The organism is Chromobacterium subtsugae, from assembly GCF_001676875.1.
GTDB lineage: Bacteria > Pseudomonadota > Gammaproteobacteria > Burkholderiales > Chromobacteriaceae > Chromobacterium > Chromobacterium subtsugae.
In genome coordinates this window covers 261,352-284,593 of sequence record NZ_JYKA01000006.1, presented here as the reverse complement: position 1 = coordinate 284,593, position 23,242 = coordinate 261,352, and the positions used below count along the sequence as shown (strand labels likewise).

General features: G+C 64.5%; 24 protein-coding genes and 3 tRNA genes. 8 read left to right on the top strand and 19 right to left on the bottom strand.

The genetic code is table 11. From position 1 onward, the window contains the following. Window positions 1-196: 196 nt before the first annotated feature. The 3 genes from MY55_RS10845 to MY55_RS10835 all read right to left on the bottom strand — a co-directional run bounded on the left by MY55_RS10845 (window position 197) and on the right by MY55_RS10835 (window position 567). Window positions 197-272 (bottom strand) — tRNA-Thr (locus MY55_RS10845). A gap of 62 nt (window positions 273-334) precedes the next feature. Continuing rightward, window positions 335-411, bottom strand: a tRNA-Pro gene (locus MY55_RS10840). A 79-nt stretch (window positions 412-490) separates the two neighbouring features. Beyond that, window positions 491-567: transfer RNA gene (locus MY55_RS10835), tRNA-Pro, on the bottom strand. 96 nt (window positions 568-663) lie between these two features. Between MY55_RS10835 and MY55_RS10830 the strand changes: the two genes are divergently transcribed. The 4 genes from MY55_RS10830 to MY55_RS10820 all read left to right on the top strand — a co-directional run bounded on the left by MY55_RS10830 (window position 664) and on the right by MY55_RS10820 (window position 4,541). Then, on the top strand, window positions 664-1,641 hold the full coding sequence (locus MY55_RS10830) for a recombination-associated protein RdgC (RefSeq protein ID WP_043576309.1): 978 nt from the start codon (window positions 664-666) through the stop codon (window positions 1,639-1,641). A gap of 278 nt (window positions 1,642-1,919) precedes the next feature. Beyond that, window positions 1,920-3,365: a catalase gene (locus MY55_RS10825; protein ID WP_065202348.1), complete on the top strand. Its 1,446-nt coding sequence runs from the start codon at window positions 1,920-1,922 to the stop codon at window positions 3,363-3,365. A gap of 99 nt (window positions 3,366-3,464) precedes the next feature. Beyond that, entirely contained in the window at window positions 3,465-3,653 is a 189-nt protein-coding gene (locus MY55_RS23430; protein WP_157889287.1) for a hypothetical protein, read from the top strand. Between the two features lie 108 nt (window positions 3,654-3,761). Beyond that, complete coding sequence (locus tag MY55_RS10820; RefSeq protein WP_065202347.1) at window positions 3,762-4,541, top strand: DODA-type extradiol aromatic ring-opening family dioxygenase; 780 nt, start codon at window positions 3,762-3,764, stop codon at window positions 4,539-4,541. Window positions 4,542-4,552: 11 nt separating this feature from the next. Here MY55_RS10820 and MY55_RS10815 read toward each other — a convergent pair whose 3' ends face one another. From MY55_RS10815 to MY55_RS10800, 4 genes are all read right to left on the bottom strand, one after another. Then, window positions 4,553-5,503, bottom strand: coding sequence for a dihydroorotate oxidase (locus MY55_RS10815; protein WP_080962581.1), 951 nt, complete (start codon window positions 5,501-5,503; stop codon window positions 4,553-4,555). 140 nt (window positions 5,504-5,643) lie between these two features. Beyond that, window positions 5,644-6,111 carry a bacterioferritin gene (gene bfr / locus MY55_RS10810; RefSeq protein WP_043576317.1) on the bottom strand — a complete coding sequence of 156 codons (468 nt, stop codon included), beginning with the start codon at window positions 6,109-6,111 and terminating at the stop codon, window positions 5,644-5,646. Window positions 6,112-6,157: 46 nt separating this feature from the next. Beyond that, complete coding sequence (feoB, locus tag MY55_RS10805) at window positions 6,158-7,927, bottom strand: ferrous iron transport protein B (RefSeq protein WP_043576319.1); 1,770 nt, start codon at window positions 7,925-7,927, stop codon at window positions 6,158-6,160. Beyond that, complete coding sequence (locus MY55_RS10800; protein WP_047236362.1) at window positions 7,924-8,154, bottom strand: FeoA family protein; 231 nt, start codon at window positions 8,152-8,154, stop codon at window positions 7,924-7,926. Before MY55_RS10800 ends, feoB begins: the two co-directional genes overlap by 4 nt. A gap of 221 nt (window positions 8,155-8,375) precedes the next feature. Here MY55_RS10800 and dcd point away from each other — a divergent pair, with 221 nt between their 5' ends. Both dcd and MY55_RS10790 read left to right on the top strand, forming a co-directional pair. After that, window positions 8,376-8,948: a dCTP deaminase gene (gene dcd, locus MY55_RS10795; RefSeq protein WP_043576322.1), complete on the top strand. Its 573-nt coding sequence runs from the start codon at window positions 8,376-8,378 to the stop codon at window positions 8,946-8,948. Between the two features lie 261 nt (window positions 8,949-9,209). After that, window positions 9,210-9,686 (top strand): glutathione peroxidase, encoded by a 477-nt coding sequence (locus tag MY55_RS10790; protein ID WP_047236361.1) that lies wholly within the window; start codon window positions 9,210-9,212, stop codon window positions 9,684-9,686. Between the two features lie 76 nt (window positions 9,687-9,762). Here MY55_RS10790 and MY55_RS10785 read toward each other — a convergent pair whose 3' ends face one another. The 5 genes from MY55_RS10785 to cysK form a co-directional block, all read right to left on the bottom strand. After that, on the bottom strand, window positions 9,763-10,044 hold the full coding sequence (locus MY55_RS10785; RefSeq protein WP_043576326.1) for a hypothetical protein: 282 nt from the start codon (window positions 10,042-10,044) through the stop codon (window positions 9,763-9,765). Window positions 10,045-10,181: 137 nt separating this feature from the next. Further along, complete coding sequence (locus tag MY55_RS10780; protein WP_047236360.1) at window positions 10,182-11,213, bottom strand: histone deacetylase family protein; 1,032 nt, start codon at window positions 11,211-11,213, stop codon at window positions 10,182-10,184. 94 nt (window positions 11,214-11,307) lie between these two features. Further along, the gene (locus MY55_RS10775; protein ID WP_043576329.1) at window positions 11,308-11,715 is read right to left on the bottom strand and encodes a YchJ family protein; all 408 of its coding nucleotides are present in this window, start codon (window positions 11,713-11,715) and stop codon (window positions 11,308-11,310) included. Next, window positions 11,715-12,179, bottom strand: a complete 465-nt coding sequence (locus tag MY55_RS10770) for a hypothetical protein (RefSeq protein ID WP_065202361.1) — start codon at window positions 12,177-12,179, stop codon at window positions 11,715-11,717. Before MY55_RS10770 ends, MY55_RS10775 begins: the two co-directional genes overlap by 1 nt. A gap of 113 nt (window positions 12,180-12,292) precedes the next feature. After that, window positions 12,293-13,225, bottom strand: a complete 933-nt coding sequence (gene cysK / locus MY55_RS10765) for a cysteine synthase A (RefSeq protein ID WP_043576331.1) — start codon at window positions 13,223-13,225, stop codon at window positions 12,293-12,295. A gap of 175 nt (window positions 13,226-13,400) precedes the next feature. On the opposite strand from cysK, the gene MY55_RS10760 reads away from it, so the two are divergent. Further along, the gene (locus MY55_RS10760) at window positions 13,401-14,270 is read left to right on the top strand and encodes an ion transporter (protein ID WP_047236359.1); all 870 of its coding nucleotides are present in this window, start codon (window positions 13,401-13,403) and stop codon (window positions 14,268-14,270) included. Here MY55_RS10760 and MY55_RS10755 read toward each other — a convergent pair. Then, entirely contained in the window at window positions 14,263-14,775 is a 513-nt protein-coding gene (locus MY55_RS10755; RefSeq protein WP_043576334.1) for an O-acetyl-ADP-ribose deacetylase, read from the bottom strand. The genes MY55_RS10760 and MY55_RS10755 overlap by 8 nt on opposite strands. A 462-nt stretch (window positions 14,776-15,237) precedes the next feature. Between MY55_RS10755 and xseA the strand changes: the two genes are divergently transcribed. Then, window positions 15,238-16,602 (top strand): exodeoxyribonuclease VII large subunit, encoded by a 1,365-nt coding sequence (gene xseA, locus MY55_RS10750; protein WP_076098111.1) that lies wholly within the window; start codon window positions 15,238-15,240, stop codon window positions 16,600-16,602. Window positions 16,603-16,645: 43 nt separating this feature from the next. Here xseA and MY55_RS10745 read toward each other — a convergent pair whose 3' ends face one another. The 6 genes from MY55_RS10745 to MY55_RS10720 form a co-directional block, all read right to left on the bottom strand. Beyond that, window positions 16,646-16,903: a hypothetical protein gene (locus tag MY55_RS10745; protein ID WP_157889286.1), complete on the bottom strand. Its 258-nt coding sequence runs from the start codon at window positions 16,901-16,903 to the stop codon at window positions 16,646-16,648. Between the two features lie 173 nt (window positions 16,904-17,076). Then, window positions 17,077-18,009, bottom strand: coding sequence for a 4-hydroxy-3-methylbut-2-enyl diphosphate reductase (gene ispH, locus MY55_RS10740; protein WP_043576340.1), 933 nt, complete (start codon window positions 18,007-18,009; stop codon window positions 17,077-17,079). Window positions 18,010-18,102: 93 nt separating this feature from the next. Then, a complete protein-coding gene (gene lspA, locus MY55_RS10735; protein WP_230623389.1) occupies window positions 18,103-18,585 on the bottom strand; it encodes a signal peptidase II in 483 nt (160 codons plus the stop codon). Between the two features lie 71 nt (window positions 18,586-18,656). Continuing rightward, window positions 18,657-21,434 (bottom strand): isoleucine--tRNA ligase, encoded by a 2,778-nt coding sequence (gene ileS / locus MY55_RS10730; protein ID WP_047236357.1) that lies wholly within the window; start codon window positions 21,432-21,434, stop codon window positions 18,657-18,659. Next, complete coding sequence (locus MY55_RS10725) at window positions 21,431-22,366, bottom strand: bifunctional riboflavin kinase/FAD synthetase (RefSeq protein ID WP_043576348.1); 936 nt, start codon at window positions 22,364-22,366, stop codon at window positions 21,431-21,433. Before MY55_RS10725 ends, ileS begins: the two co-directional genes overlap by 4 nt. Before the next feature lie 136 nt (window positions 22,367-22,502). After that, a complete protein-coding gene (locus tag MY55_RS10720; RefSeq protein ID WP_043576350.1) occupies window positions 22,503-23,189 on the bottom strand; it encodes an OmpA family protein in 687 nt (228 codons plus the stop codon). Window positions 23,190-23,242 lie beyond the last annotated feature (53 nt).

Below are 23,242 nucleotides of genomic sequence, written 5' to 3'. Positions count from 1 at the left end.
GGAATCAAAATCCGATGCTCTACCAACTGAGCTAACCGCCAACACTATCTCGCTTCGTTTCCGTCGCGAGAGAAGACAATATTACCTGCGCTCTTTTATTCATGCAAGCGTTTTTTTGATTCTTTTTGAATTTCAATCAAAATCGCTTGCCGCAGATAAATTCGGAAAACAGAACTGGCTTTTCCGTTTGTCGGAATGGTGCCGGTAAGAGGAGTCGAACCCCCGACCTTCGCATTACGAATGCGCTGCTCTACCAACTGAGCTATACCGGCAAACCAACTTGTTAAAAAAGCCCTGATTCTCGTTTTGGAAAATCAAGGCTTTTTTTGAATCCTGGTCGGAGTGAGAGGATTCGAACCTCCGGCCTCTACGTCCCGAACGTAGCGCTCTACCAGGCTAAGCTACACTCCGATTCACTTCATTTCCGACTTGCGTCGAGAGAAGGTAATTTACAGCAGATTTAACTTTTGCACAAGCTATTTTGTTTAACTGGTCGGAGTGAGAGGATTCGAACCTCCGGCCTCTACGTCCCGAACGTAGCGCTCTACCAGGCTAAGCTACACTCCGACGACCGGCTAAACTGCTTGCCTCCGAAAAACTGCTGCTGCATCGCTTGCTGCGGTACAATCAGCGGCTTCAGAGGACGCGCATTATGGAACAAATATGTGGTTTAGGCAACTATCTTTTTATCGTTTGAACGCAGAAAGCCTGGTCGACGCTGACAAGCTGTTGCAGGCATTGGAAAAACGTCCGTTCCAGCCCTGCATGGGACTGGATTGGTTCAGCGAAGGCTGGGTGGCGCCGGCCGGCCATCTGGACGCTCCGGTCTATGCCGCGCGCGGCAGCTTGATGGTGTCGATGCGGCGCGAAGACAAGGTGCTGCCCGCCTCCGTCATCCGCGACTTCGTCGACATGAAAGTGCAGGAGATAGAAGACAAGGAGCTGCGGAAGGTTGGCCGCAAGGAGAAACTGGCGCTGAAGGAACAGGTCACCGACGACCTGCTGCCGCGCGCCTTCGTGCGCAGCGGCCGCACCAGCGCCTATCTGGACATCCAGCGCGGCTGGCTGATGGTGGACTCCGGCACCGCCAGCAAGGCCGAGGCGCTGGTTTCCAAGCTGCGCGAGGCGCTGCCGCCCTTCCCCGCCGCCCTGCCGCGCACCAAGCTGGCGCCGCACGCGGCGATGACCGACTGGCTGGCGGCCGGCGAAGCGCCGGGCGGCTTCGAGCTGGACGCCGATTGCGAACTGAAGGACAGCAGCGAAAACGGCGCGGTGGTGCGCTGCAGCCGCATCGACCTCACCAGCGACGAAATCCGCCAGCACATCGCCACCGGCAAGCAGGCCACCAAGCTGGGCCTGATCTGGAATGAAAAGATCCGCTTCCAGCTGACCGACACGCTGCAACTGAAGCGCATCCAGTTCTTGGACGTGCTGCAGGAGGAAGCCAGCCAGGCTGGCGACGACCGCGAAAGCCTGTTCGCCGCCACCTTCCTCTTGATGAGCGAAGAGCTGGGCGAACTGGTCAGCGCGCTGGTGGAGGCGCTGGGCGGCCTGGAGGACAGCCAGGCGCTGCCGGCGCTGGACCAGCCGCAGGCCGAAGCCGCGCCCGCCTCCGGCAGCGTCGACGTCCCCTGGGACTGAGCCCGCCGCCATCCTCTCCGAACCCGGCCATGCCGGGTTTTTTTACGTCCGGCGTCGGCGCGAGATTGAACAAAAGCCGGCCATAGCTTAAATCTAACTATCAAACAGAAACAATTAATTTAACAAAGCTATGAAACTTGCGGATACTGCAGCCATCCACTATCGGGAGCGTGTCATGAAGCAAAGTTGGCGCAACGCCTTGCTGGAAATGTGGTCCGGCTTCGCCTGGCTGCAATGAGTTCCCTTCCGTAGATTCGCCCACTCAAGGAGAAAGCAGGATGAGCAAGCACAACCTCACCACCGCCGCCGGCGCGCCGGTCGTCGACAACCAGAACGTGCAGACTGCCGGCCCGCGCGGTCCGATGCTGCTGCAGGATGTCTGGTACCTGGAGAAACTGGCCCACTTCGACCGCGAAGTGATTCCTGAGCGGCGGATGCACGCCAAGGGATCCGGCGCCTTCGGCACTTTCACCGTCACCCATGACATCAGCCGCTACACCCGCGCCGCGCTGTTTTCCGACATCGGCAAGCAGACCGACCTGTTCCTGCGCTTCTCCACCGTGGCAGGCGAGCGCGGCGCGGCCGACGCCGAACGCGACATCCGCGGCTTCGCCGTCAAGTTCTACACCGAGGAAGGCAACTGGGACCTGGTGGGCAACAACACGCCGGTATTCTTCCTGCGCGACCCGCTGAAATTCCCCGACCTCAACCGCGCGGTGAAGCGCAATCCGTACACCAATATGCGCGACGCCAACGCCAACTGGGACTTCTGGACCCTGTTGCCGGAGGCGCTGCACCAGGTCACCATCGTGATGAGCGACCGCGGCATCCCGGCCAGCTACCGCCACATGCACGGCTTCGGCAGCCACACCTTCAGCCTGATCAGCGCCAAGGGCGAGCGCCACTGGGTGAAGTTCCACTTCCACACCCAGCAAGGCATCCAGAACCTCAGCGACGCCGAGGCCGAGGCGCTGGTGGGCCGCGATCGCGAAAGCGCGCAGCGCGATCTGCTGGAAAGCATAGAGCGCGGCGATTTCCCGCGCTGGACCCTGTACATCCAGGTGATGACCGAAGCCCAGGCCGACGCTTGTCCCTTCAACCCCTTCGACCTGACCAAGGTGTGGTCGCACAAGGCCTATCCGCTGATCGAAGTGGGCGTGCTGGAGCTGAACCGCAATCCGCAGAACTACTTCGCCGAGGTGGAGCAAGCGGCGTTCAACCCGGCCAACGTGGTGCCGGGCATCAGCTTCTCGCCCGACCGCATGCTGCAAGGCCGCTTGTTCGCCTACGGCGACGCCGAGCGCTACCGGCTGGGCGTCAATCACCACCTGATCCCGGTCAACGCGCCGCGCTGCCCCTTCCACAACAGCTATCACCGCGACGGCGCGATGCGGGTGGACAGCAATGCCGGCGCCACCATCGGCTACGAACCCAACAGCCAGGGCAAGTGGCAGCAGCAGCCGGCGTTCGACGAGCCGCCGCTGGCGCTGCAAGGCAACGCCTACCACTACGACTTCCGCGCCGACGACGACGATTACTACAGCCAGCCCGGCGCGCTGTTCCGGCTGATGACGCCGGCCCAGCAACAAGTGCTGTTCGACAACACCGCCCGCGCGATGGGCGGCGTCGACGAGGCGATCCAGCGCCGCCACATCGCCAACTGCGCCAAGGCCGATCCCGCCTACGGCGCCGGCGTGGCCAAGGCGCTGGGCCTGAAGATCTGACGCAGAGCTGAATGGCCGGCCGGGCGAAAGCTCCGCCGGCTTTTTCTTCTCTCTTGATTTAAATGATAATCATTATCATTATTATGGAAAGCCATTCACGTGAGAGCCACCATGCAAACCGTCAGCCCCTTCCCTTCCCGCCACAAGGCGGGCAAAACCGCCCCCTCGCCGCGCCGCCGCTGGCGGCGTTGGCTGGGTCTGGCCATCTTCTGCGCCGGCTGCCTGCTGTGGCTGCAACACGGCGTAGCGCCCGCGCCGCGCCCCGTGGCGGCATCGGCCGCGCGTTGAGCCGATATTTATTGAACCAAAGTAAACAATTAAGTGAGAAAACCAGCATTTTTTTAACCGCCATGCCGGCGTAAGCTGTTGCCATACCCTCATTGCAGGCAACAGATCATGACTACCCGACAACCCTCGCTGTTCATTTCCCACGGCGCGCCGACGCTGCCGATAGAAGACAGCCCCACCCGCCACTTCCTGGAGCAACTGGGCCGCGACTGGCCGCGACCGCGCGCCATCGTCATCGTATCCGCCCACTGGGAGGACCGCGCGCTCACCGTCAATCTGCAGCCCAGGCCCGATACGATGTACGACTTCGGCGGCTTCCCGCCGGTGCTGCGCACGCTGCGCTACCCCGCCGCCACCGACGCGGCGCTGGCCGAACGCGTGGTCGGCCTGCTGGACCAAGCCGGCCTGCCGGTGGCCGCCACCGCCGAGCGGCCGCTGGACCACGGCATGTGGACGCCGCTGCTGCTGATGTTCCCCCAGGCCGACATCCCGCTGGTGATGATCTCGCTGCACCACCAGGCCGGCACCGCCGAGCACTACGCGCTGGGCCAGGCCTTGCGCCCGCTGCGCGACGACAACGTGCTGGTGATAGGCAGCGGCAGCTACACCCATAATCTGTGGGAGCTGAGCCCGGAAGGCAGCGAGCGCGCGCCTTGGGCGGCGGGCTTCGCCGACTGGATGGACCAGGCGCTGCAGGACAACCGCCGCGACGACATCATCCACTGGCAACAGCGCGCGCCCTATCCGAACGAAAACCATCCCAGCGACGAACACTTCCAGCCGCTGCTGGTGGCGCTGGGCGCATCGAACGACGAAGCGGCGCCGGTCAAGCTGCACGACGACTGGCGGATGGGTTCGCTGTCGATGGCGTGCTGGCGCTTCGATTGAGCGAACCGCCCCTACAAGGTGCGCAGCCTGCCGCGGAAGTCATCGAGGCGGCGGTAGCCCTTGGCCCGCATCAGCGCCGCCAGCTCGGCGGCGATGCGGGCGAAAGCGCCCGGCCCTTCCTGGTGCAGGCAAGTGCCCACCTGCACCGCGCGCGCGCCGGCCAGGATGTGCATGAAAGCTTCGCGGCCGCTTTTCACCCCGCCGCAGCCGACCACGTCCTTGCCCGGCAGCAGCCGGTAAAACTCGCGCACATTGGCCAGCGCGGTCGGCAGCACGTAATCGCCGCCCAGTCCGCCCAGGCCATCCTTGGGCTTGATCACCACCGCTTCGCTGTCGACATCCACCACCAGGCCGTTGCCGATTGAATTGATGCAGGTGACGAAGGCCAGCCGCCGGTGGCGGTTCAATATCTCCGCCATCGCGGCGAAATGGGCGGGATCGAAGTAAGGCGGCAGCTTGACGCCGTACAGTCCGGGATAAGCGGCGTCGAACGCGTCCAGCGCTTCGGCCGTCGCCCCGAAGTCGTAGCCCAGTTGCGGCTTGCCCGGCACATTGGGGCAGGACAGATTGATCTCCGGCAGCGCCGGCAGGCCTGCCTCCGCCAAACGGCGCAACATCGCGCAGTTGTCGTCCAGCGTCAGACCGGACAAGGACAGGAACAGCGGCTTGCCGCCGCCGTCGCCATAGCGCCGGGCGAAATCCAGGTAATAGTCGAAGCCGCGATTGGGCAAGCCCATCGAATTGATGCTGCCCAGCGGCGTCGGATGGTAGCGCGGCTCGGGGTTGCCGTCGCGCGGCGCCAGCGTCGCGCTCTTGGTGATCAGCGCGGCGGCGGCGGAAGCGCGCAGCGCCGCCAACTCGTCCTCCTCGCGGCACCAGACGCCGGAGGCGTTGTACAGGCAGCCGGGCATGGCGCGGCCCAGCCAGGTGACGGACAGGTCTACCGCATGGTCGTCGGACATCGGGATCTTTCAATTGAGAATGGAATGCCCTGGATTGTGCGGAAAAACGCCGGCCGCGGCGCTGAGCGCGGTCAAGACCTGCGCGCGCGGCAAAGAAAATGCCCGGCTTGGCCGGGCATGTGGTCGATGGCGGCGAACGCTTACATCTGCGCCTGCTGGTAATTCGCCAGGCCGGTCATCTCGATCAGCTTCAGCTGCTGCTCCAGCCAGTGGGCGTGATCGTTCTCGGTTTCCTCCAGCAGCACCATCAGCGCGTCGCGGGTGACGTAGTCGCGCACGCTCTCGCAATGGGCGACCACTTCCTTCAGCAAGGCGCCGACGCGGTATTCCACCTCCAGATCGGCCTTCAGCATCGTCGGCACGTCTTCGCCCACCTGGATCGGCACGCGGCGCGCCACATTGGGCTTGCCTTGCAGGAACAGGGTGCGGGCGATCAGCGCGCGGGCATGCTCCAGTTCGTCCTCGCGCTCATGGTCGATGCGTTCGAACAGCTTGTTCAGCCCCATGTCCTTGTACATCTCGGCATGGATGAAATACTGGTCGGCGGCGGACAGCTCTTCGGCCAGCAGGTCGTTGAGCAGCGCTATGGTCTTGGGATCGCCTTGCATATTGTTACCTTGTTGTTCTGGTGACTCAAGCCGTCATTCTAGGCGCTCAGCGCGCCAGATGCACCCCCTGGTAGAAGGCGAACGACAGCAGCCAGGCCAACAGCACCGACCAGCCGGCCGACATCGCGGCGAAGCCCCAGCTCTTGGATTCGCGCTGCATCGCCGCCACCGTGGACAGGCAGGGCACGTACACCAGCGTGAAGATCAGGAAGCTCATCGCCGACGCCCAGTCCAGATGCTGGACCAGCGCCCCGCCCAGGCCAGCCTCCGACACGCCGTAGATCACCGCCAGGCTGCCCAGCAGGATCTCCTTGGCGATGAAGCCGAACAGCAGCGCCACCGCCAGCTCGGCGCGGATGCCTATCGGGTCCAGCAGCGGCGACATCGCCTCGCCCAGCGCATAGGCCAGCGTCTTGCCGCCGCCGGCCGGAATGTGGGTCAGCAGCCACACCATCACCACGCCGGCCAGGATGAAAGTGGAGGCCAGGCGCAAAAAGGCGCTGACCTCGCCCGTCGCCCGCGCCAGCATGTGGCGCGCGCCGGGCAACCGGTACGGCGGCACCTCCAGCAAGAAAGCCTCGTCGCCGCGATAGCGATGCTTGAACACCCAGGCGGTGACGATGGCGGCGACGAAAGTCATCAGATACAGGCTGGACACCACCCATGGCGCCTGGCTTTTGCTGAACAGGATGCCGGCGAAGAACACCACTACCTGCAGCCGCGCCGAGCACAAGGAAAACGGGATCACCAGCATGGTCAGCAGCCGCTGCTTGCGCTCGCGCATGACCCGGGTGCCCAGGATGGCCGGCACATTACAGCCGAAGCCCATCAGCTGCATCACGAAGCCGCGGCCGTCCAGCCCCAGCCTGGCCATCATCGCGTCGGTCAGGAATGCCGCGCGCGCCAGATAGCCGCTATCCTCCACCATCGCCATCAGCACGAAGAACACGAACAGAATGGGCGCGAAAGTCAGCACCGTGGCCACCCCCTGCCACACGCCGTCCAGCAACAGGCTCTGCAGAATGGCCGGCACGGAAGAAAGCGCCGGCGCCAGCGCGTGGTCCTTGACCCAGTCCAGGCCGCCGCCGACCGCGTCCTGCAGCGGCGTGCCGATCTGGTAAGTGAGATTGAACAGCAGCGCCATGAAGGCGAAAAACAAGGGCAGGCCCAGCCACGGGTGCAGCAGCCAGCGGTCGACCTTTTCCGTCAGCAGCGTCGGCAGCACCGGCGGCAGCCGCCAGCAGCCGTCCAGCTGGCGGCGGGCCAGGTCTATCGCCTGCTGCGATTCCGGCACGCTCTCCAGTTGCGCGTGAACAGCCGGCTCAGCGCGGGAGGCCAGCCGGTTCAGCCCCTCCATCAGCCTGGGCCAGCCTTCCATCCGCTTGGCCGAGATCAGGACAACCGGCGTCCGCAGCCGCTCGGACAGCGCGTCCGCGTCGATGGACACCCCCAGCAGCCTGGCCTCGTCGGCCATGTTCAACGCCAGCAGGCAAGGCAGGCCGCTGGCTATCATTTGCAAGGCCAGCGGCAACTGGCGATCCAGCTGGCTGGCGTTGAGCACCAGCACCGCGCCGTCGAATGGCGCGGCCAGCAGCACGTCGCGCACCACCGCCTCGTCGTCGGAATAGCCGGTCAGGTCGTTGATGCCGGGCAGGTCGACCAGCTCCACCATCTTGCCGCCAAGCAGCAAGCGGGCGCTGATCAGGTCCACGGTGAGGCCGGGCCAGTTGCCCACCCGCTGCGACATGCCAGTCAGACGGTTGAACAGGGTGGACTTGCCGGTATTGGGCAGGCCTATCAGGGCGAAGCGCTTCATGCCGCGGCCCTCACCTGGATGCGGCGCGCCAGGCTGCGGCGCAACAGGAAGCGGGTGGCCCCCACCTCCAGCAATAGCGGGCCGCCCCAGGGCGCGGCCTTGAGCAGATGGAAGCGGCCGCCCGGCACCAGGCCGAAGGCCGCCACGCGGCGGAACACCTCGTCGGCCAGATCCAGGCTGGCCACCACGCCGGCTTGGCCGGCGGGAAAAACATCCAGAGAAGGCATGGGTTGAGAATCCTGACAATAACGCGAATAATTTGCATTAGTATATCCGCCTCGCCGCGCCCGCCCTGCGGCAAATCGTCGCAATCCGCGCCGCGCTTGACCCTGGTCAAGCCCGCCTCGCCGCCGCGCCAAAGGCAATGCCTTGCCATTTCCATAGCCTGGCGATGCGCTAAGCGGTTAAAATCGCAGCCATTGCGAAATCGACACACAGGCCCAAAACCATGAGCATCAAATCGGACAAGTGGATCCGCCGCATGGCGGACGAGCACGGCATGATAGAGCCGTTCGAAGCCAACCAGGTGAAAATGGCCGCCGACGGCCAGAAGCTGATCTCCTACGGCACCTCCAGCTACGGCTACGATATCCGCTGCGCCGACGAATTCAAGGTGTTCACCAATATCAACAGCACCATCGTCGATCCGAAGAGCTTCGACCCGAACTCCTTCGTCGAAGTGTCGGGCAAAGGCTATTGCATCATCCCGCCCAACAGCTTCGCGCTGGCGCGCACGGTGGAATACTTCCGCATTCCGCGCAGCGTGCTGACCGTTTGCCTCGGCAAGTCCACCTACGCGCGCTGCGGCATCATCGTCAATGTCACCCCGTTCGAACCGGAATGGGAAGGCTATGTGACGCTGGAGTTTTCCAACACCACGCCGCTGCCGGCCAAGATCTACGCCAACGAGGGCGTGGCGCAAGTGCTGTTCTTCGAATCGGACGAAGTCTGCGACGTGTCGTACAAGGACCGCGCCGGCAAATACCAGGGCCAGGTGGGCGTCACCCTGCCCCGCCCCTGAACGCGACTCGTCGCACGGGAAAAGGATGGCCTCGGCCATCCTTTTTTGTTTGCGCCGCATGCAAAAGCCGCTCGCATTTTCCGGCATCTGTTCTAGGCTAAACAAAGGGTTAGCCGACATCCCGGTTGTGCCAACCCTTTGCACAGCAAGCTGTTTCTTCTTGGGGCGTCGCGGTTCCCCCTTGCCGCTGCGCCCCCTTTTTATGCCTCGCGCCCCCGTCTTCTCTCGCCAGAGCCGCCGATTTCGCGGCACAATCCGGCCATGAACCTATACGACTTCTCCTTCCGCCGCCTGGACGGCGTCGAACAGCCTCTGGCCGGCTATCGCGGCAAGGTCATGCTGCTGGTCAACACCGCCAGCCAATGCGGCTTCACGCCGCAGTACGCCGGGCTGGAACAACTGCACCAGCGCTTCGCGGACCAGGGGCTGGTGGTGATCGGCTTTCCCTGCAACCAGTTCGGCCGCCAGGAGCCGGGCGACGCCGCCCAAATCGGCGCGTTCTGCCAGAAGAACTACGGCGTGGATTTCACGATGGCGGACAAGGTGGAGGTCAACGGCGACGGCGCCCACCCGCTGTGGGCCTATCTGAAACAGCAGAAGCGCGGCCTGCTGGGCCGGCCGGTGCGCTGGAACTTCAGCAAATTCCTGGTGGACCGCCAGGGCCGGGTGGTGGCGCGCTTCGCGCCGTTCACCCGCCCGGACAAGCTGGCCGCCAACATAGAGGCGCTGCTGAAATGACGGAAACCAGGCGGCTCGCGCCGGCCTGGTTTCGCTATCCCGCCGCGACGGCGGGGATGGGGCGGCGCCGCCCCGTTCAAGAATCTATGCAACGCCTGGCGTGCGCCGCCAGCAGGTCGAGATCGTCATCCAGATGCTCCTGGATGTCCGCCAGCGCCGCGCGCAGCACCGCAGCGGCCAGTTCCGCCTGATCGCCGTTGAACACATGCGCCAGGACTCTCAGCTCGCGGCAAGCGGTGATGTCCAGCGGCACTTCCAAGGTGCGCACCGCCACCAGCTCCAACTCGGCCATCGCGTCAGGATCCCCGGCGCGCTGAGTTTCCAACTCCGCCAGCAAGGTCTTCAAGGCCAATCCCATTCCGCCCTCCCTGTCAGTTCGCCATTCCGCCGGGCACCCGCCCGGCCCCACGGTCAACCGCACCCGCCCATGCGCCCGCGCCGGCCGGCAAACGCGGACTCTTTGAACATAGGCCAAGCCGGCGAGAAAAGCAGCGCCTAGCAGCGGGCCTCGAAGCCGGCCAGAACATTGACCACATTGGTGCCTATCGGCTCCACCGCGTAGCCGCCTTCCAGGCAGAACAAGGTCGGCAGCTTCAGACCGGCCAGCCTGGCGCCCAGAGTGACGAAGTCGGGCGAATCCAGCCGGAAACGCGAGATCGGATCGCCCTGATAGGTGTCGACGCCCAGCGACACCACCAGCGCCTCGGCGCCGAAGCGGGCGATCTGCTCCAGCGCGCAGTCCAGCGCGACAAACCAGGTGCTGACGCAGGCGCCGGCCGGCAGCGGAAAGTTGAAGTTGTAGCCCAGCCCCTCGCCCGCGCCCTTTTCGTCGGCGAAACCGAGAAAAAACGGGTACTCGGTGGCCGGGTCGCCGTGTATCGACAGAAACAGCACATCGGAACGCGCATAAAAGATGTCCTGGGTGCCGTTGCCGTGGTGATAGTCGACATCCAGCACCGCCACCTTGCGCAGGCCGTGCTCGCGCAGCGCCTGCGCGGCGATGGCGGCGTTGTTGAAGAAACAATAGCCGCCGCAATAGTCGCGCGCGGCATGATGGCCGGGCGGCCGGGTCAGCGCGAACGCCGCCCGCTCGCCGCCGATCAGCCGCTCCACCCCGGTGAGCGCGCAATCGGCGGCGGCAGTGATGGCCGGCCAGGTGCCGGCGGTGAGCGGCGTGCCGCAATCCATCGAGTAATAGCAGAGCTGGCCTTCCACCTGCTCCGGCACCCTTTCGCGCAGCCGGCGGATCTGCCACATCTTGGGCAGCGCGTCGTGGTAGCGTCCCAGCGCGCTCCAGCGCTGCCAGGCGCTTTCCAGGAAGCGGACATAGCCGTCGTCATGCACGGCGAGGATCGGCGCCAGGCCATGGCGGCGCGGGTGGATCACGTCGCCCAGCTCGCGCTCGCGCACGGCGGCCAGCACCATGTCGGCGCGGGATGGGGTTTCAAAGCAGGGCTTGAGGGTGCCATCGATCAGCTCGGCGCGGCCGTGCTGCAGGCGATGGGATTCGGAATAGATGGTGAGCATGATTTTTCCAGGCTTGGAAAACTTCATGCTCCCGCCGCGGCCGCGCCGCGGTCAATCGCTGATGCCGTCAAACTTGCGCCAGCGCAAGCGCCGTTCAGGACACCTCGCCCGCCACGTAATACCAGCGGCCGTCCTCGCAGACGAAGCGGCTGACCTCGCGCAGTTTTTCCGCCTTGCCGCCCACCTTGTAGCGGGCGACGAATTCGACGATGCCGGCGGCGTCGCCGGCCAGTCCCGCCTCGCAGCGCAACACCTCCAGCGCGATCCACTTGACCACCCCGGCGTCCTCGGCCAGATCCAGCGCGGCCGGCCGCGTCGACGCGTGCCAGGTCGCCAGCAGGTAATCTTCCCGGCCCAGCGCGTAGGCGCTGAAGCGCGAACGCATCAAGGCCTGGGCGCTGGGCGCCGGCGGCGCGTCGGCCGCCAGATACCGGCCGCAGCAGGCGGACAGCTCGCCGCCGCCGCAGGGACAGGCGGCCTTGGCTTGTTTCTTCGACTTCATCAGTAACCCAGCGGCGGCAAACCGTACAGTTTCAGCAGAAAATTGGTGAAAGCCGGATCGGCAGGCTTGGACGAATACTTCGGCCAGCGCCGCATCCACTCGCGCAGGTGCTGCTCGAGCCGGGAGCGGAAGGCGTCGGAATCGATGCGGCCTGCCTCGCGGTCTACCGTCAACTGGCGGTAGACCGCGAAGTTGTCGTTGTCGACCGGGTTGGCGCCGGCTATCCGCAGCCGGGCGGCGCCCAGCTGGTCGGCGGCGGCGGTGCGGGTGAGCGCGCCGCTCTTCACCTGGTCGGCCAGGCGGTTGGCCTCGGCCAGCAATTGATCGACCTTGTCGGCGGCGCGCGACGGCGCCGGCCGGGACGAAGCCCCCGTGCCGGAATGGACCGGCGCCCCCAGTTGCTGCAGCGCGCTGCACGCGGTCAGCGAACCGAGCAGGGAGAAAGCGATAAGCTGTCTTTTCATGCCGGCCATTGTAGCCCGCCCTGCCCGCGCGCCGTCAACGGCAAAGACATGGCGATGGATGGCGCGGACATGAAAAAGCCCGGCGCGGGCCGGGCTGGATGGCGGCGGATGGCTCAGGCCAGATGTTCGAACAGCGCCGTGGACAGATAGCGCTCGCCGAACGACGGAATCACCACCACGATCAGCTTGCCGGCGTTTTCCGGCCGTTTGGCCAGTTGCAGCGCCGACCACACCGCCGCGCCGGACGAGATGCCGACCAGGATGCCTTCCTTGGTGGCCACTTCGCGCGCGGTCTGCATCGCGTCGTCGTTCTTGACGCGGATGATCTCGTCGTAAATGCCGGTATTCAGGATGGCCGGCACGAAGCCCGCGCCTATGCCCTGGATCGGGTGCGGCCCCTTGGCGCCGCCGGACAGCACCGGCGAGGCGTCCGGCTCCACCGCGACGATCTGCACGCCGGGCTTCCTCGCCTTCAACACCTCGCCGACGCCGGTGATGGTGCCGCCGGTGCCCACGCCGGCCACGAAAATGTCGACCTGGCCGTCGGTGTCGTTCCACACTTCTTCGGCGGTGGTATGGCGGTGGATTTCCGGATTGGCCGGGTTCTCGAACTGCTGTGGCATGAAATAGGTGTCGGGAAACTCGTCGACCAGCGCCTTGGCCTTGGCGATGGCGCCGCCCATGCCGTCCGGCCCCGGGGTCAGGATCAGCTCGGCGCCGTAGGCCTTCAGCAGTTGCCGGCGTTCCTTGCTCATGGTTTCCGGCATGGTGATCGCCAGCTTGTAGCCGCGCGCCGCGCACACCATCGCCAGGCCGATGCCGGTATTGCCGGAGGTGGGCTCGACGATGACGGTGTTCGGGCCGATCTTGCCGGCCTTCTCCGCCGCGTCCAGCATCGCCACCGCGATGCGGTCCTTGACGCTGTGCGCCGGGTTGAAGAACTCCAGCTTGGCCACCACGGTGGCGCCGACGCCGTCGGTGACGCGGTTGAGCCTGACCAGCGGCGTGTTGCCGATCAGGTCGGTAATGGTATGGGCGATGCGCATAGTCTTATTCCTCATTTGCCGACAATATCTGCAATGATATTCCCCAGCATCATAATCAATCGCTAGAATCCCACCTAATATTGTTTGCTTATATCCAGCAAACCAACAAAACACATCCCGCATGGCCGCGCCGCGCGGCTTTGTTATAGTCAATGGAAACACAGGCCAGACACCCATGCCCACCCAGGAAACCCTGATTCCGCTAGCCGGCTGGCGCCGCAAGCTTTACATCGTCATCTACGAGGCCGATACCCGCGCCGGCCGCCTGTTCGACCTGACGCTGACGCTGGCCATCCTGATTTCCGTCGCCTGCGTGATGCTGGAAAGCGTGGCCGGCGTGCGGCAGCGCTACGGCACGCTGCTGAGCGTATTGGACTGGGCTTTCACGATACTGTTCACCGTCGAGTACGCGTTGCGGCTGATCTGCGTGCACAAGCCGCTGCGCTACGTGAAAAGCTTTTTCGGCGTGATCGACCTCTTGTCCATCCTGCCGCTGTACCTGGGCCTGTTCATCCCGGAAAGCCGCTTCCTGGCCGACGTGCGCATCCTGCGCCTGCTCAGGATGTTCCGCATACTCAAACTCAGCCGCCACCTGAGCGAGGCGCTGGAGCTGCGGCGCGCACTGGCCGCCAGCCGGCGCAAGATCACGGTGTTCCTCGCCACCGTCATCTTGCTGGTGATCATCCTGGGCACGCTGATGTACGTGATCGAGGGGCCGGAGCACGGCTTCACCAGCATCCCGATCAGCATCTACTGGGCCATCGTCACCCTGACCACGGTGGGCTTCGGCGACATCACGCCCAAAACGCCGCTGGGCCAGGCGCTGGCCAGCCTGGTGATGATCACCGGCTACGGCATCATCGCGGTGCCCACCGGCATCGTCACCGCCGAAATCGCCCGCAGCAAGCCCGCCGCCAACGCCGACAACCAATCGGCCACCCGGCTGTGCCCGCATTGCTTCAGCGAGGGCCATGACTGGGACGCCCGCTTCTGCAAGCACTGCGGCGGCCAGCTGCCGCGCCCCGCCCGCGACCAGGTCAGCTGAGCGCCCGCCGATAGGCGGCCAGCGCCCGCGCGTCGAACGCCACCAGCCGCACCAGGCGCAGGCTATGCGGCCCGCGCCGCAGCCAGTCGCGCAGCGCCGCAGCCGCCACCCTGCAGGCATGGTCGAGCGGATAGCCGTAAGCGCCGCAGCTGATAGCTGGAAACGCGATGCTGGCTATGCCCTGCTGCTCCGCCAACGCCAGGCAGCTGCGGTAGCAGGCGGCCAGCAGGGCCGCCTCGCCGCAAGCGCCTCCCCGCCAAACCGGACCGACGGTATGGATCACATAACGCGCCGGCAGCAGATAGCCTTGGGTCAAGCGCGCCTCGCCGGTCGGACAACCGCCCAAGCCGCGGCACTCGGCCAGCAAGCCTGGTCCGGCGGCGCGATGGATGGCGCCGTCCACGCCGCCGCCGCCCAGCAGGCTGCTGTTGGCAGCATTGACGATGGCGTCCACCTGCTGCGCGGTGATATCGCCCTGACAGCACTGCAACCAGTCGCTTTGCATGAATCCGTCCTCCCTCACCCATGAACGGGATGATGCGCTGCCAAGCGCCCTGGCTCTTGGTATCATGTCGCACTGGCCCGCCGCCGCCGCGCGACAACCTGTTGCATACCAGTCAGCGCCCGAAAGCCGGTTTGCTGCTGCGCAAATAGCAAGCGTTTACTCGAGCCTGCGGCGGAAAAACATCATGCCATTGGCAATACCGCGCCGCCGCGCCAAGCGGATGCAGGCCCCTCGGGCAACGCCCCTCGTTTCCGCCCCGAGCTGTGGATAACTTTGTTGATAAGCCGGTGCATAGCTGGCGCGGATGCCCGTCGGCACAGGCTTGCGGCGATTTTTCACTCGGGGATTGATTTTTGCAAGCCATTGATTCGATTATGTTTTAACTCCGATATCAAACACTACGCAAGCGTTGCCCCCGAGGTGGACATTGAATAATTACTCCAGCGAGCCATTGTGGATCACTTGACAAGACAGAATTTTTTTGATCGCAGCCAGGATGTGATCAGCGTCTCCTCTCTCAACCGCATGGCGCGCGACTTGCTGGAAGCCGGCATTCCGCCGGTATGGATAGGCGGAGAAATCTCCAATCTGACGCTGGCCGCTTCCGGCCACGCCTACTTCTCGCTGAAGGACGGCGGCGCGCAGGTGCGTTGCGTGATGTTCCGCCACAAGGTGTCGGCGCTGCCTTTCCGTCCCCGCGAAGGCATGCAGGTGGAGCTGCGCGGCCAGGTGACGCTGTACGAGGCGCGCGGCGATTTTCAGATCAATGTCGGCGAGATGCGCTCGGCTGGCCTGGGGCGGCTATTCGAAGCCTTCGAGCGGCTGAAGGCCAAACTGCAAGCGGAAGGGCTGTTCGATAACGGCCGCAAGCGCGAGCTGCCCGCCCACCCCGCCGCCATCGGCATCGTCACTTCGCCGGCAGCCGCCGCGCTGCGCGACGTGGTCAGCACGCTGCGCCGCCGCATGCCCGGCATTCCGCTGATCCTCTACCCGGCCCAGGTGCAGGGCGAAGGATCGGCGCAGCAAATCGCCAAGGCCATCCAGACCGCGGGAGAACGGCGCGAGGTGGAGGTGCTGATCGTCTGCCGCGGCGGCGGCAGCATAGAGGACTTGTGGTCGTTCAACGAGGAAGTCGTCGCCCGCGCCGTGGCCGCTTGCCCGATTCCCACCGTCAGCGGCGTCGGCCATGAAACCGATTTCACCATCTGCGACTTCGTCGCCGACCGCCGCGCGCCGACCCCCACCGCCGCCGCGGAACTAGTGTCGCCCAACCGCGAGCACCTCGCCATGCAGCTGGAACAGACCCGCCGCGGACTGGAGCGCGCGCTGAGCCGGCTGCTGATGGACAAGACCCAGCAACTGGACTTCCTGGGCCGCCGCCTGCTGCATCCGGGCGCCAAGCTGCAGGCGCGGCGCGAACGGCTGGCTGCGCTGTCGCAAGGGCTGCGCCGGCGCGTCGACGCCGCCTTCGAACAAGGCCGCTGGCGGCTGCAGCTGGCTGGCAGCCGCATGGCCCGCCATCAGCCCGATTTCGGCGCCCTGTCGCAATCGCTGCGGCAACGGCAAGACCGGCTGCAGCGCGCGCGCGACAGGCTGCTGGACAACCGCCGCCAGCAGCTGGCGCAGCTGTCCGCCACGCTGACCGCCCTCAACCCGGACGCGGTGCTGGCGCGCGGCTACGCCATCGTGCAAAAGCGCGACGGCAAGGCGGTGAAGCATCCGTCCGAGCTGCTCAACCACGAGAAAGTGACATTGCGGCTGGCCGAGGGCAGCACCGAGGCCCGCATCGAGCATCCGCAGGGGGCGCAGCCGGAACTGCCTTTCTGAGCGCAGCAATCAGCAGCGGGACGCGCTTGCGTCCTTCCCAGCCTCAGGGCTTGCCGAACGAGGTAACCGGGCTGCCGCGATGAATCTGGTCGGCCAAGTCCTGCATCGCCTGGTCCGTCAACACCTCGGTCTTCCCGCCGCGGTGCGGAATATTGCTGCCGGTGAGATACTTCGGCTCTTCGCGCCCGGAGTCATCGCCTGCCACGGCGCTGGCGCCGGGCGTTGTGGCGCAAGCGGCCAGCAACAGGGCGCAGGATAGCAAGGGCATCAGTTTGGCAAGGTTCATCGCGGCTTTATCCATGGTTGAGTCATCGGCGGGAGCCTGCCCTGGCGCGGTGGCCAGGCCGCAGGCTGACGTTTTATGCAAACATGCTATTCAAGCCCGCGCCGGATGTAAATGCCGAGCACCATCCCCGACAAAAAAAGCCTGCGACCATCGCAGGCTTTTTTCTTGTCGGCAGCGCCAAAGCGCCATCAAGCTTGCCGCAGCGCCGGCGGCAGAGCGAACACCGTGCTCTCCTCCACGCCGGGCAATTCGGCAACCTGGCCGATGCCGAAAGTCTTGATGCGGTCTATCACCGCCTGCACCAGCACTTCCGGCGCGCTGGCCCCGGCGGTGAGGCCCACCCGCTGCTTGCCGACAAACCATTGCGGCTCCAGCAGGCTGGCATTGTCCACCATATAGGCGTCCACGCCCTTCAACGCCGCCACTTCGCGCAAGCGGTTGGAGTTGGAGCTGTTGGGCGAGCCCACCACGATCACGATGTCGCAGTCCTCCGCCAGCTGCTTGACCGCATCCTGGCGGTTTTGCGTGGCGTAGCAGATATCGTCCTTCTTCGGACTGTGTATCGCCGGGAAGCGGGCTTTCAGCGCTTCGATGATGTCGCGGGTCTCATCCACCGACAAGGTAGTCTGGCTGACATAGGACAGCGCGTCCGGCCGCGCCACCTGGAGCGTGGCGACATCGGCGACGGTCTGCACCAGGTACATGCCGCCATCCACCTGGCCCATGGTGCCCTCCACCTCCGGATGGCCGGCGTGGCCTATCATGATGATTTCCATGCCGGCCTTGTGCATGCGCTTCACTTCCACGTGCACCTTGGTCACCAGCGGACAGGTGGCGTCGAACACCTGCAGCCCCAGCGCCTCGGCCTCGGCGCGCACCGACAGCGGCACGCCGTGCGCGGAATAGATCAAGGTGCTGCCTGCCGGCACGTCCTTCAACTCCTCGATGAACACCGCGCCCTTGCCGCGCAGGTCATCCACCACGAAACGGTTGTGCACCACTTCGTGGCGCACGTAGATGGGCGCGCCGTACAGCTCGATGGCGCGCTCGACGATGGCGATGGCTCGGTCAACGCCAGCGCAGAAGCCGCGCGGATTGGCGAGCATGATGGTCTTCGTCATCCGTATTTCCTCGATCCGGCCGCGCGAAAGCGTTGCCGGCGTAGCCGCGCATGGCCCGCCCGCGGGCCATCGCGATGTTTCCCGCCATCGCGCTCAGCGCGACGGTTTTTTAAAGCTGTCCAGCACCATCAAGGCGGCGCCGACGCAGATGAAGGAGTCCGCCAGATTGAACGCCGGGTAGTACCACTGGTTGTAGTAGTGGACCATGATGAAATCGATCACATGGCCATAGGCCAGACGGTCGATCACATTGCCCAGCGCCCCGCCGATGATGAAGGCGGCGGCCAGGTTCATCAGGCCGGAGAAGCGGCCCTTGACGATATTCCAGCCCAGCCAGCCCGACACCGCGAACGCGAGCACGGTGAACAGATACTTCTGCCAGCCGCCGGCATCGTGCAGGAAGCTGAAGGCCGCGCCCGGATTGTAAACCAGCGTGAAGCTGAAAAAGCCTTCCACTACCGAGCGGACTTCGCCGTACTGGAAATGGCCGTTGAAATAAAGCTTGCTGAACTGGTCGAGCACGATGACCAGCGCCGCCAGCACGAACCATTTGGACCAGCGGCGGGCCCCAGGCATAGTCATTGCAGAATCCATCAATCAGTTTCCATGGGCTGGCGGGGCCGCCATGGCGGCCCCGCGTCAGACGGTCAGGCGTGGCGGCGATGCTCGCCCTGGCCGTCCAGATTGTCGACGCAGCGGCCGCAGACCGCGCCGTGGCCAGCCTGGCGGCCCACGTCGGCGCGGTAGTGCCAGCAACGCTCGCACTTGTCGTGCGTCGAGGCGTGAACTCGCACCGCGACTTCCGCCGCCTCCTTGACGCTGGCCTTGGAGACGATCAGCACGAACTTCAGCTCGTCGCCCAGGCTCAGCAACTGCTGCGCCAGCGCGACCGGCGCGTCGATCTCGATTTCGGCCTGCAGCGAGGAGCCCAGCTTGTCGGCGCTGCGCAGTTCTTCGATTTGCTTGTTGACCTGCGCGCGCAGCTCGCGGATGGCCTGCCACTTGCCGGCCAGCGCCTGTTCGCGCTCCGGCGCCTGGCTCGGGAACTCATGCCAGATGTGGTACAGCGTCGATTCTTCCTCGCTGTCCACCAGCACGTTCCACGCCTCGTCGGCGGTGAAGCACAGTATGGGTGCCACCATCAGCAACAGGCTGCGGGTGATGTGGTACAAGGCGGTCTGCGCGCTGCGGCGGGCGTGGCTGTCGGCCTGGGTGGTGTACAGGCGGTCCTTGATCACGTCCAGGTAGAATGCGCCCAGGTCTTCCGAACAGTAGCCGACCACGTCCTGCACCACGTGGTGGAAGGCGTAGCGGGAGTACAGCTCGCCCACCACTTTTTCCTGTACCTCGCGGGCGCGCAGCAGCGCGTACTGGTCGAGTTCCACCATGTCCGCCAGCGGCACCGTGTTCTCCAGCGGGCTGAAATCGGACAGGTTGGCCAGCAGGAAGCGGATGGTGTTGCGCAGGCGGCGGTAGCTTTCGGTGGTGCGCTTCAGGATTTCCTGCGACAGCGACATGTCGCCGGAGTAGTCGGCGCTGGCCACCCACAAGCGCAGGATGTCCGCGCCCAGCGTGCCGCATATTTCCTCGGGCGCGATGCCGTTGCCCTTGGACTTCGACATCTTGTAGCCCTTGTCATCGACAGTGAAGCCGTGGGTCAACAGCTGCTTGTACGGCGCGCGGCCGATGGTGGCGCAGCCGGTCTTCAGCGACGACTGGAACCAGCCGCGGTGCTGGTCGGAGCCTTCCAGGTACAGGTCGGCCGGCCAGGCCAGCTCCGGGCGCTGCTTCAGCACCGCGAAGTGGGTAGCGCCGGAGTCGAACCACACGTCCAGCGTGTCGGTCAGCTTGCGGTATTGCTCGGCCTCGTCGCCCAGCAATTCCTTGGCGTCCAGGCTGAACCAGGCTTCGATGCCCTGCTGCTCGATGCGCAGCGCCACTTCTTCCAGCAGCTGGGCGGAGCGCGGATGCAGCTCGCCCGATTCCTTGTGGATGAAGAAGGTCATCGGCACGCCCCAGTTGCGCTGGCGCGATACGCACCAGTCGGGGCTGTTCTTGATCATCGCGTCCAGGCGGGCGCGACCCCAGGACGGGAAGAATTCGGTGGCGTCCACCGCGCGCTGGCTGACTTCGCGCAGCGTCTCGCCGCCATTGGCCTGGCGGTCCATGCTGATGAACCACTGCGGCGTGGCGCGGAAGATGATAGGCGTCTTGTGGCGCCAGCAATGCGGGTAGCTGTGCTCCAGCTTGGCCTTGTGCACCAGCGCGCCGTGCGATTCCAGCGTTTCGATCACGCGCGGATTGGCGTCCCATACCAGCATGCCGGCGAAGATTTCGGTGGTGCTCTTGTAGCGGCCGTCGTCGGCCACCGGATTGGCGATCGGCAGCTTGTACTGCAGACCGGCCTGGAAGTCTTCCAGGCCGTGGGCCGGCGCGGTGTGCACCAGGCCGGTGCCGGCGTCGGTGGTGACGTGATCGCCCAGGATCACCGGCACCTGGCGGGCATAGAACGGGTGCTGCAGCTGGATCAGCTCCAGCGCCTCGCCCTTGGCTTCGCCCAGCACGCGGTACTCGTCCACGCCGTAGCGCTTCATCGCCGACTCGACCAGATCCTTGCCCAGAATCAGCTTGCCCTTGGGCGTGTCCACCAGCTGGTAATCCAGATTGGCGCCGGCGGCGACCGCCTGGTTGGCCGGCAGCGTCCACGGCGTGGTGGTCCAGATCACCGCCATCGCGCCATTGGCGTCGGCGCCGAAAGCGGCGCCGGCCTTGTCGGCGTCGACTACCTTGAAGCCGACGTCGATCGCCGGCGACACCTTGTCTTCGTATTCCACTTCGGCTTCGGCCAGCGACGAGCCGCACTCGATGCACCAGTGCACCGGCTTCTCGCCCTTGGTCAGGTAGCCGTTTTCATGGATCTTGCCGAGGGTGCGGACGATGTCGGCCTCGGTCTTGAAGTCCATGGTCAGATAGGGATTGTCCCAGTCGCCCAGCACGCCCAGGCGGATGAAGCCCTTCTTCTGGCGCGCCACCTGCTCCTTGGCGTATTCGCGGCACAGCTCGCGGAACTTGGCGGCTGGAATGTCCTTGCCGTGCAGCTTTTCCACCATCAGCTCGATCGGCAGGCCGTGGCAGTCCCAGCCCGGCACGTAAGGCGCGTCGAAACCGGCCAGCGTCTTGGAGCGGACGATGATGTCCTTCAGCACCTTGTTGACCGCGTGGCCCAGGTGAATGTCGTTGTTGGCGTACGGCGGGCCGTCATGCAGGATGAACTTGGGACGGCCGGCGGACAGCTTGCGCAGCTTTTCATAGCGCTTCTCTTCCTGCCAGCGCTTGACCCAGGCCGGTTCGCGTTTGGCCAGATCCCCGCGCATGGCGAAGGGTGTATCCAGCAGGTTTACGGTTTTACGATAATCGATGCTCATGCCTGCTCTCGCTGCAAACTTGTCAAATAGGTCTTGGCACTGGCCGCGTCGCGCTCTATCTGCGCCACCAGTGTCGCCAAATCATCATAGCGCGCTTCATCGCGCAGCTTCTTCAGGAATCGTACGGTCAGACGCTTGCCGTAGAGATCGCCGGCAAAATCGAACAGGTGCACTTCCAGCTTGTAGTCAGGCGTGTCGCTGACCGTGGGGTTCAGCCCCAGGCTGGCCACGCCGCCCAGGCGGCCGAACGGCGTATCCGCCTCCACCACGAACACCCCCTGCAATGCCGGCTTCAGGTGCGGCAGATGGATGTTGGCGGTCGGAAAGCCTATGGTACGCCCCAGTTTCTTGCCATGCATCACCTTGCCCGATATCCGGTAGCAGCTGCCCAGCAGCGAAGTCGCGGAATCCAGGTCGCCGGCGGCCAGCCTCTCCCGCACCAGGGTGCTGGAAGCGCGCTCGCCCTGCACCAGCACCGACGGCATCGCTTCGGTGGCGAAATGCGGACAGGACGCCAGCAAGTCGAAATTCCCCTTGCGGGCAAAGCCAAACTGGAAATCATCGCCGATCAGCAGGTAACGGGTTTTCAGCTCCTCAACCAGCACTTTGTCGACAAATTCGCCGGCCGGCATATTCGAGAAGCTGTGGTTGAAGCGGTAGACGAACACATAGTCGACCAGGCCCAACTCCTCCAGCATCACGAACTTGTCGCGCAGCGTCGACAGGCGCGCCGGCGGGTTGCCGCGGCTGAAGAACTCGCGCGGGTGCGGCTCGAAAGTCAGCAAGGCAGTCGGCATGCCGCGCGCGCGCGCCTCAAGGCGCAACCGTTCCAGCATGCGTCGGTGCCCCTGGTGCACGCCATCGAAGTTGCCGATGGTCAAGGCGCAGCCCGGCAGGGCGAAGCGACGCGGATCTCCCAGAAATACCTGCATTGGCGGTCTTTACATACATCCTGAAACCTTCGATTGTATCCGCCAGCGGTCAATAGCGTCCAGCCGTTATCGGCTGCGCAAGAAAACAAAAAACCCCGCGCAAAGCACGGGGTTTTTTTGATTCAAACCGGAACGATTAGTTAGCCGGCTTTTCGACTACGGATTCTTTAACCGCGTCGATCACAACTTCTACGCGACGATCAGACTCGATGCAAGCCTTGATCTCGGCGTTTTGCTTCTTGTTCTTCACGTAGCGCGGGAACTTGGCCTTGCACTCTTCGGTCATCTTGGCTTCAGCCTTGCCCTTGCCTACGGCAGTGATCTTCTCGGCCGGAACGCCAGCGTTCTCGAAGTAAGCCTTGACAGCGTCAGCGCGCTTCTGGGACAGAGCGTTGTTCAGCTTGTCGGAACCCATGAAGTCGGTGTAACCGTCGATTTCAACACCGTTCAGGTGGCCTTGGCCGGCGTGAGCCTTCAGCTTGGCGACCAGCGGGTCCAGTTCGTTCTTGGCGTCCGGACGCAGGGTGTTCTTGTTGAAGTCGAACAGAACCTTAGCGGACAGGGTAACTTTTTCCTTCACGGAAACCATAACCGGCTTCGGCGCTTCTTTTACGACTACCGGCTTGGCCGCTTCGCGATCGCCGCACTCAACCAGGCCGTCCTTGGCCTTGTCGAAGTAGGTGGTCTTCCAGCATTCGCCGTAGCTGTTGCGGGTCACTGCGTCGGTGGATTGGTCTACGGCGTAACCCGGTTTAGCAGCAAAAGCGCTAGCAGAAACCAACAGGGCGGCAACCAGTGCGCTCAGTTTCAGCTGTTTAGTCATGTTATTCCCTCTTTAATCTATAAAATGGGTAGCAATGCGGGCTGACGCAAAGA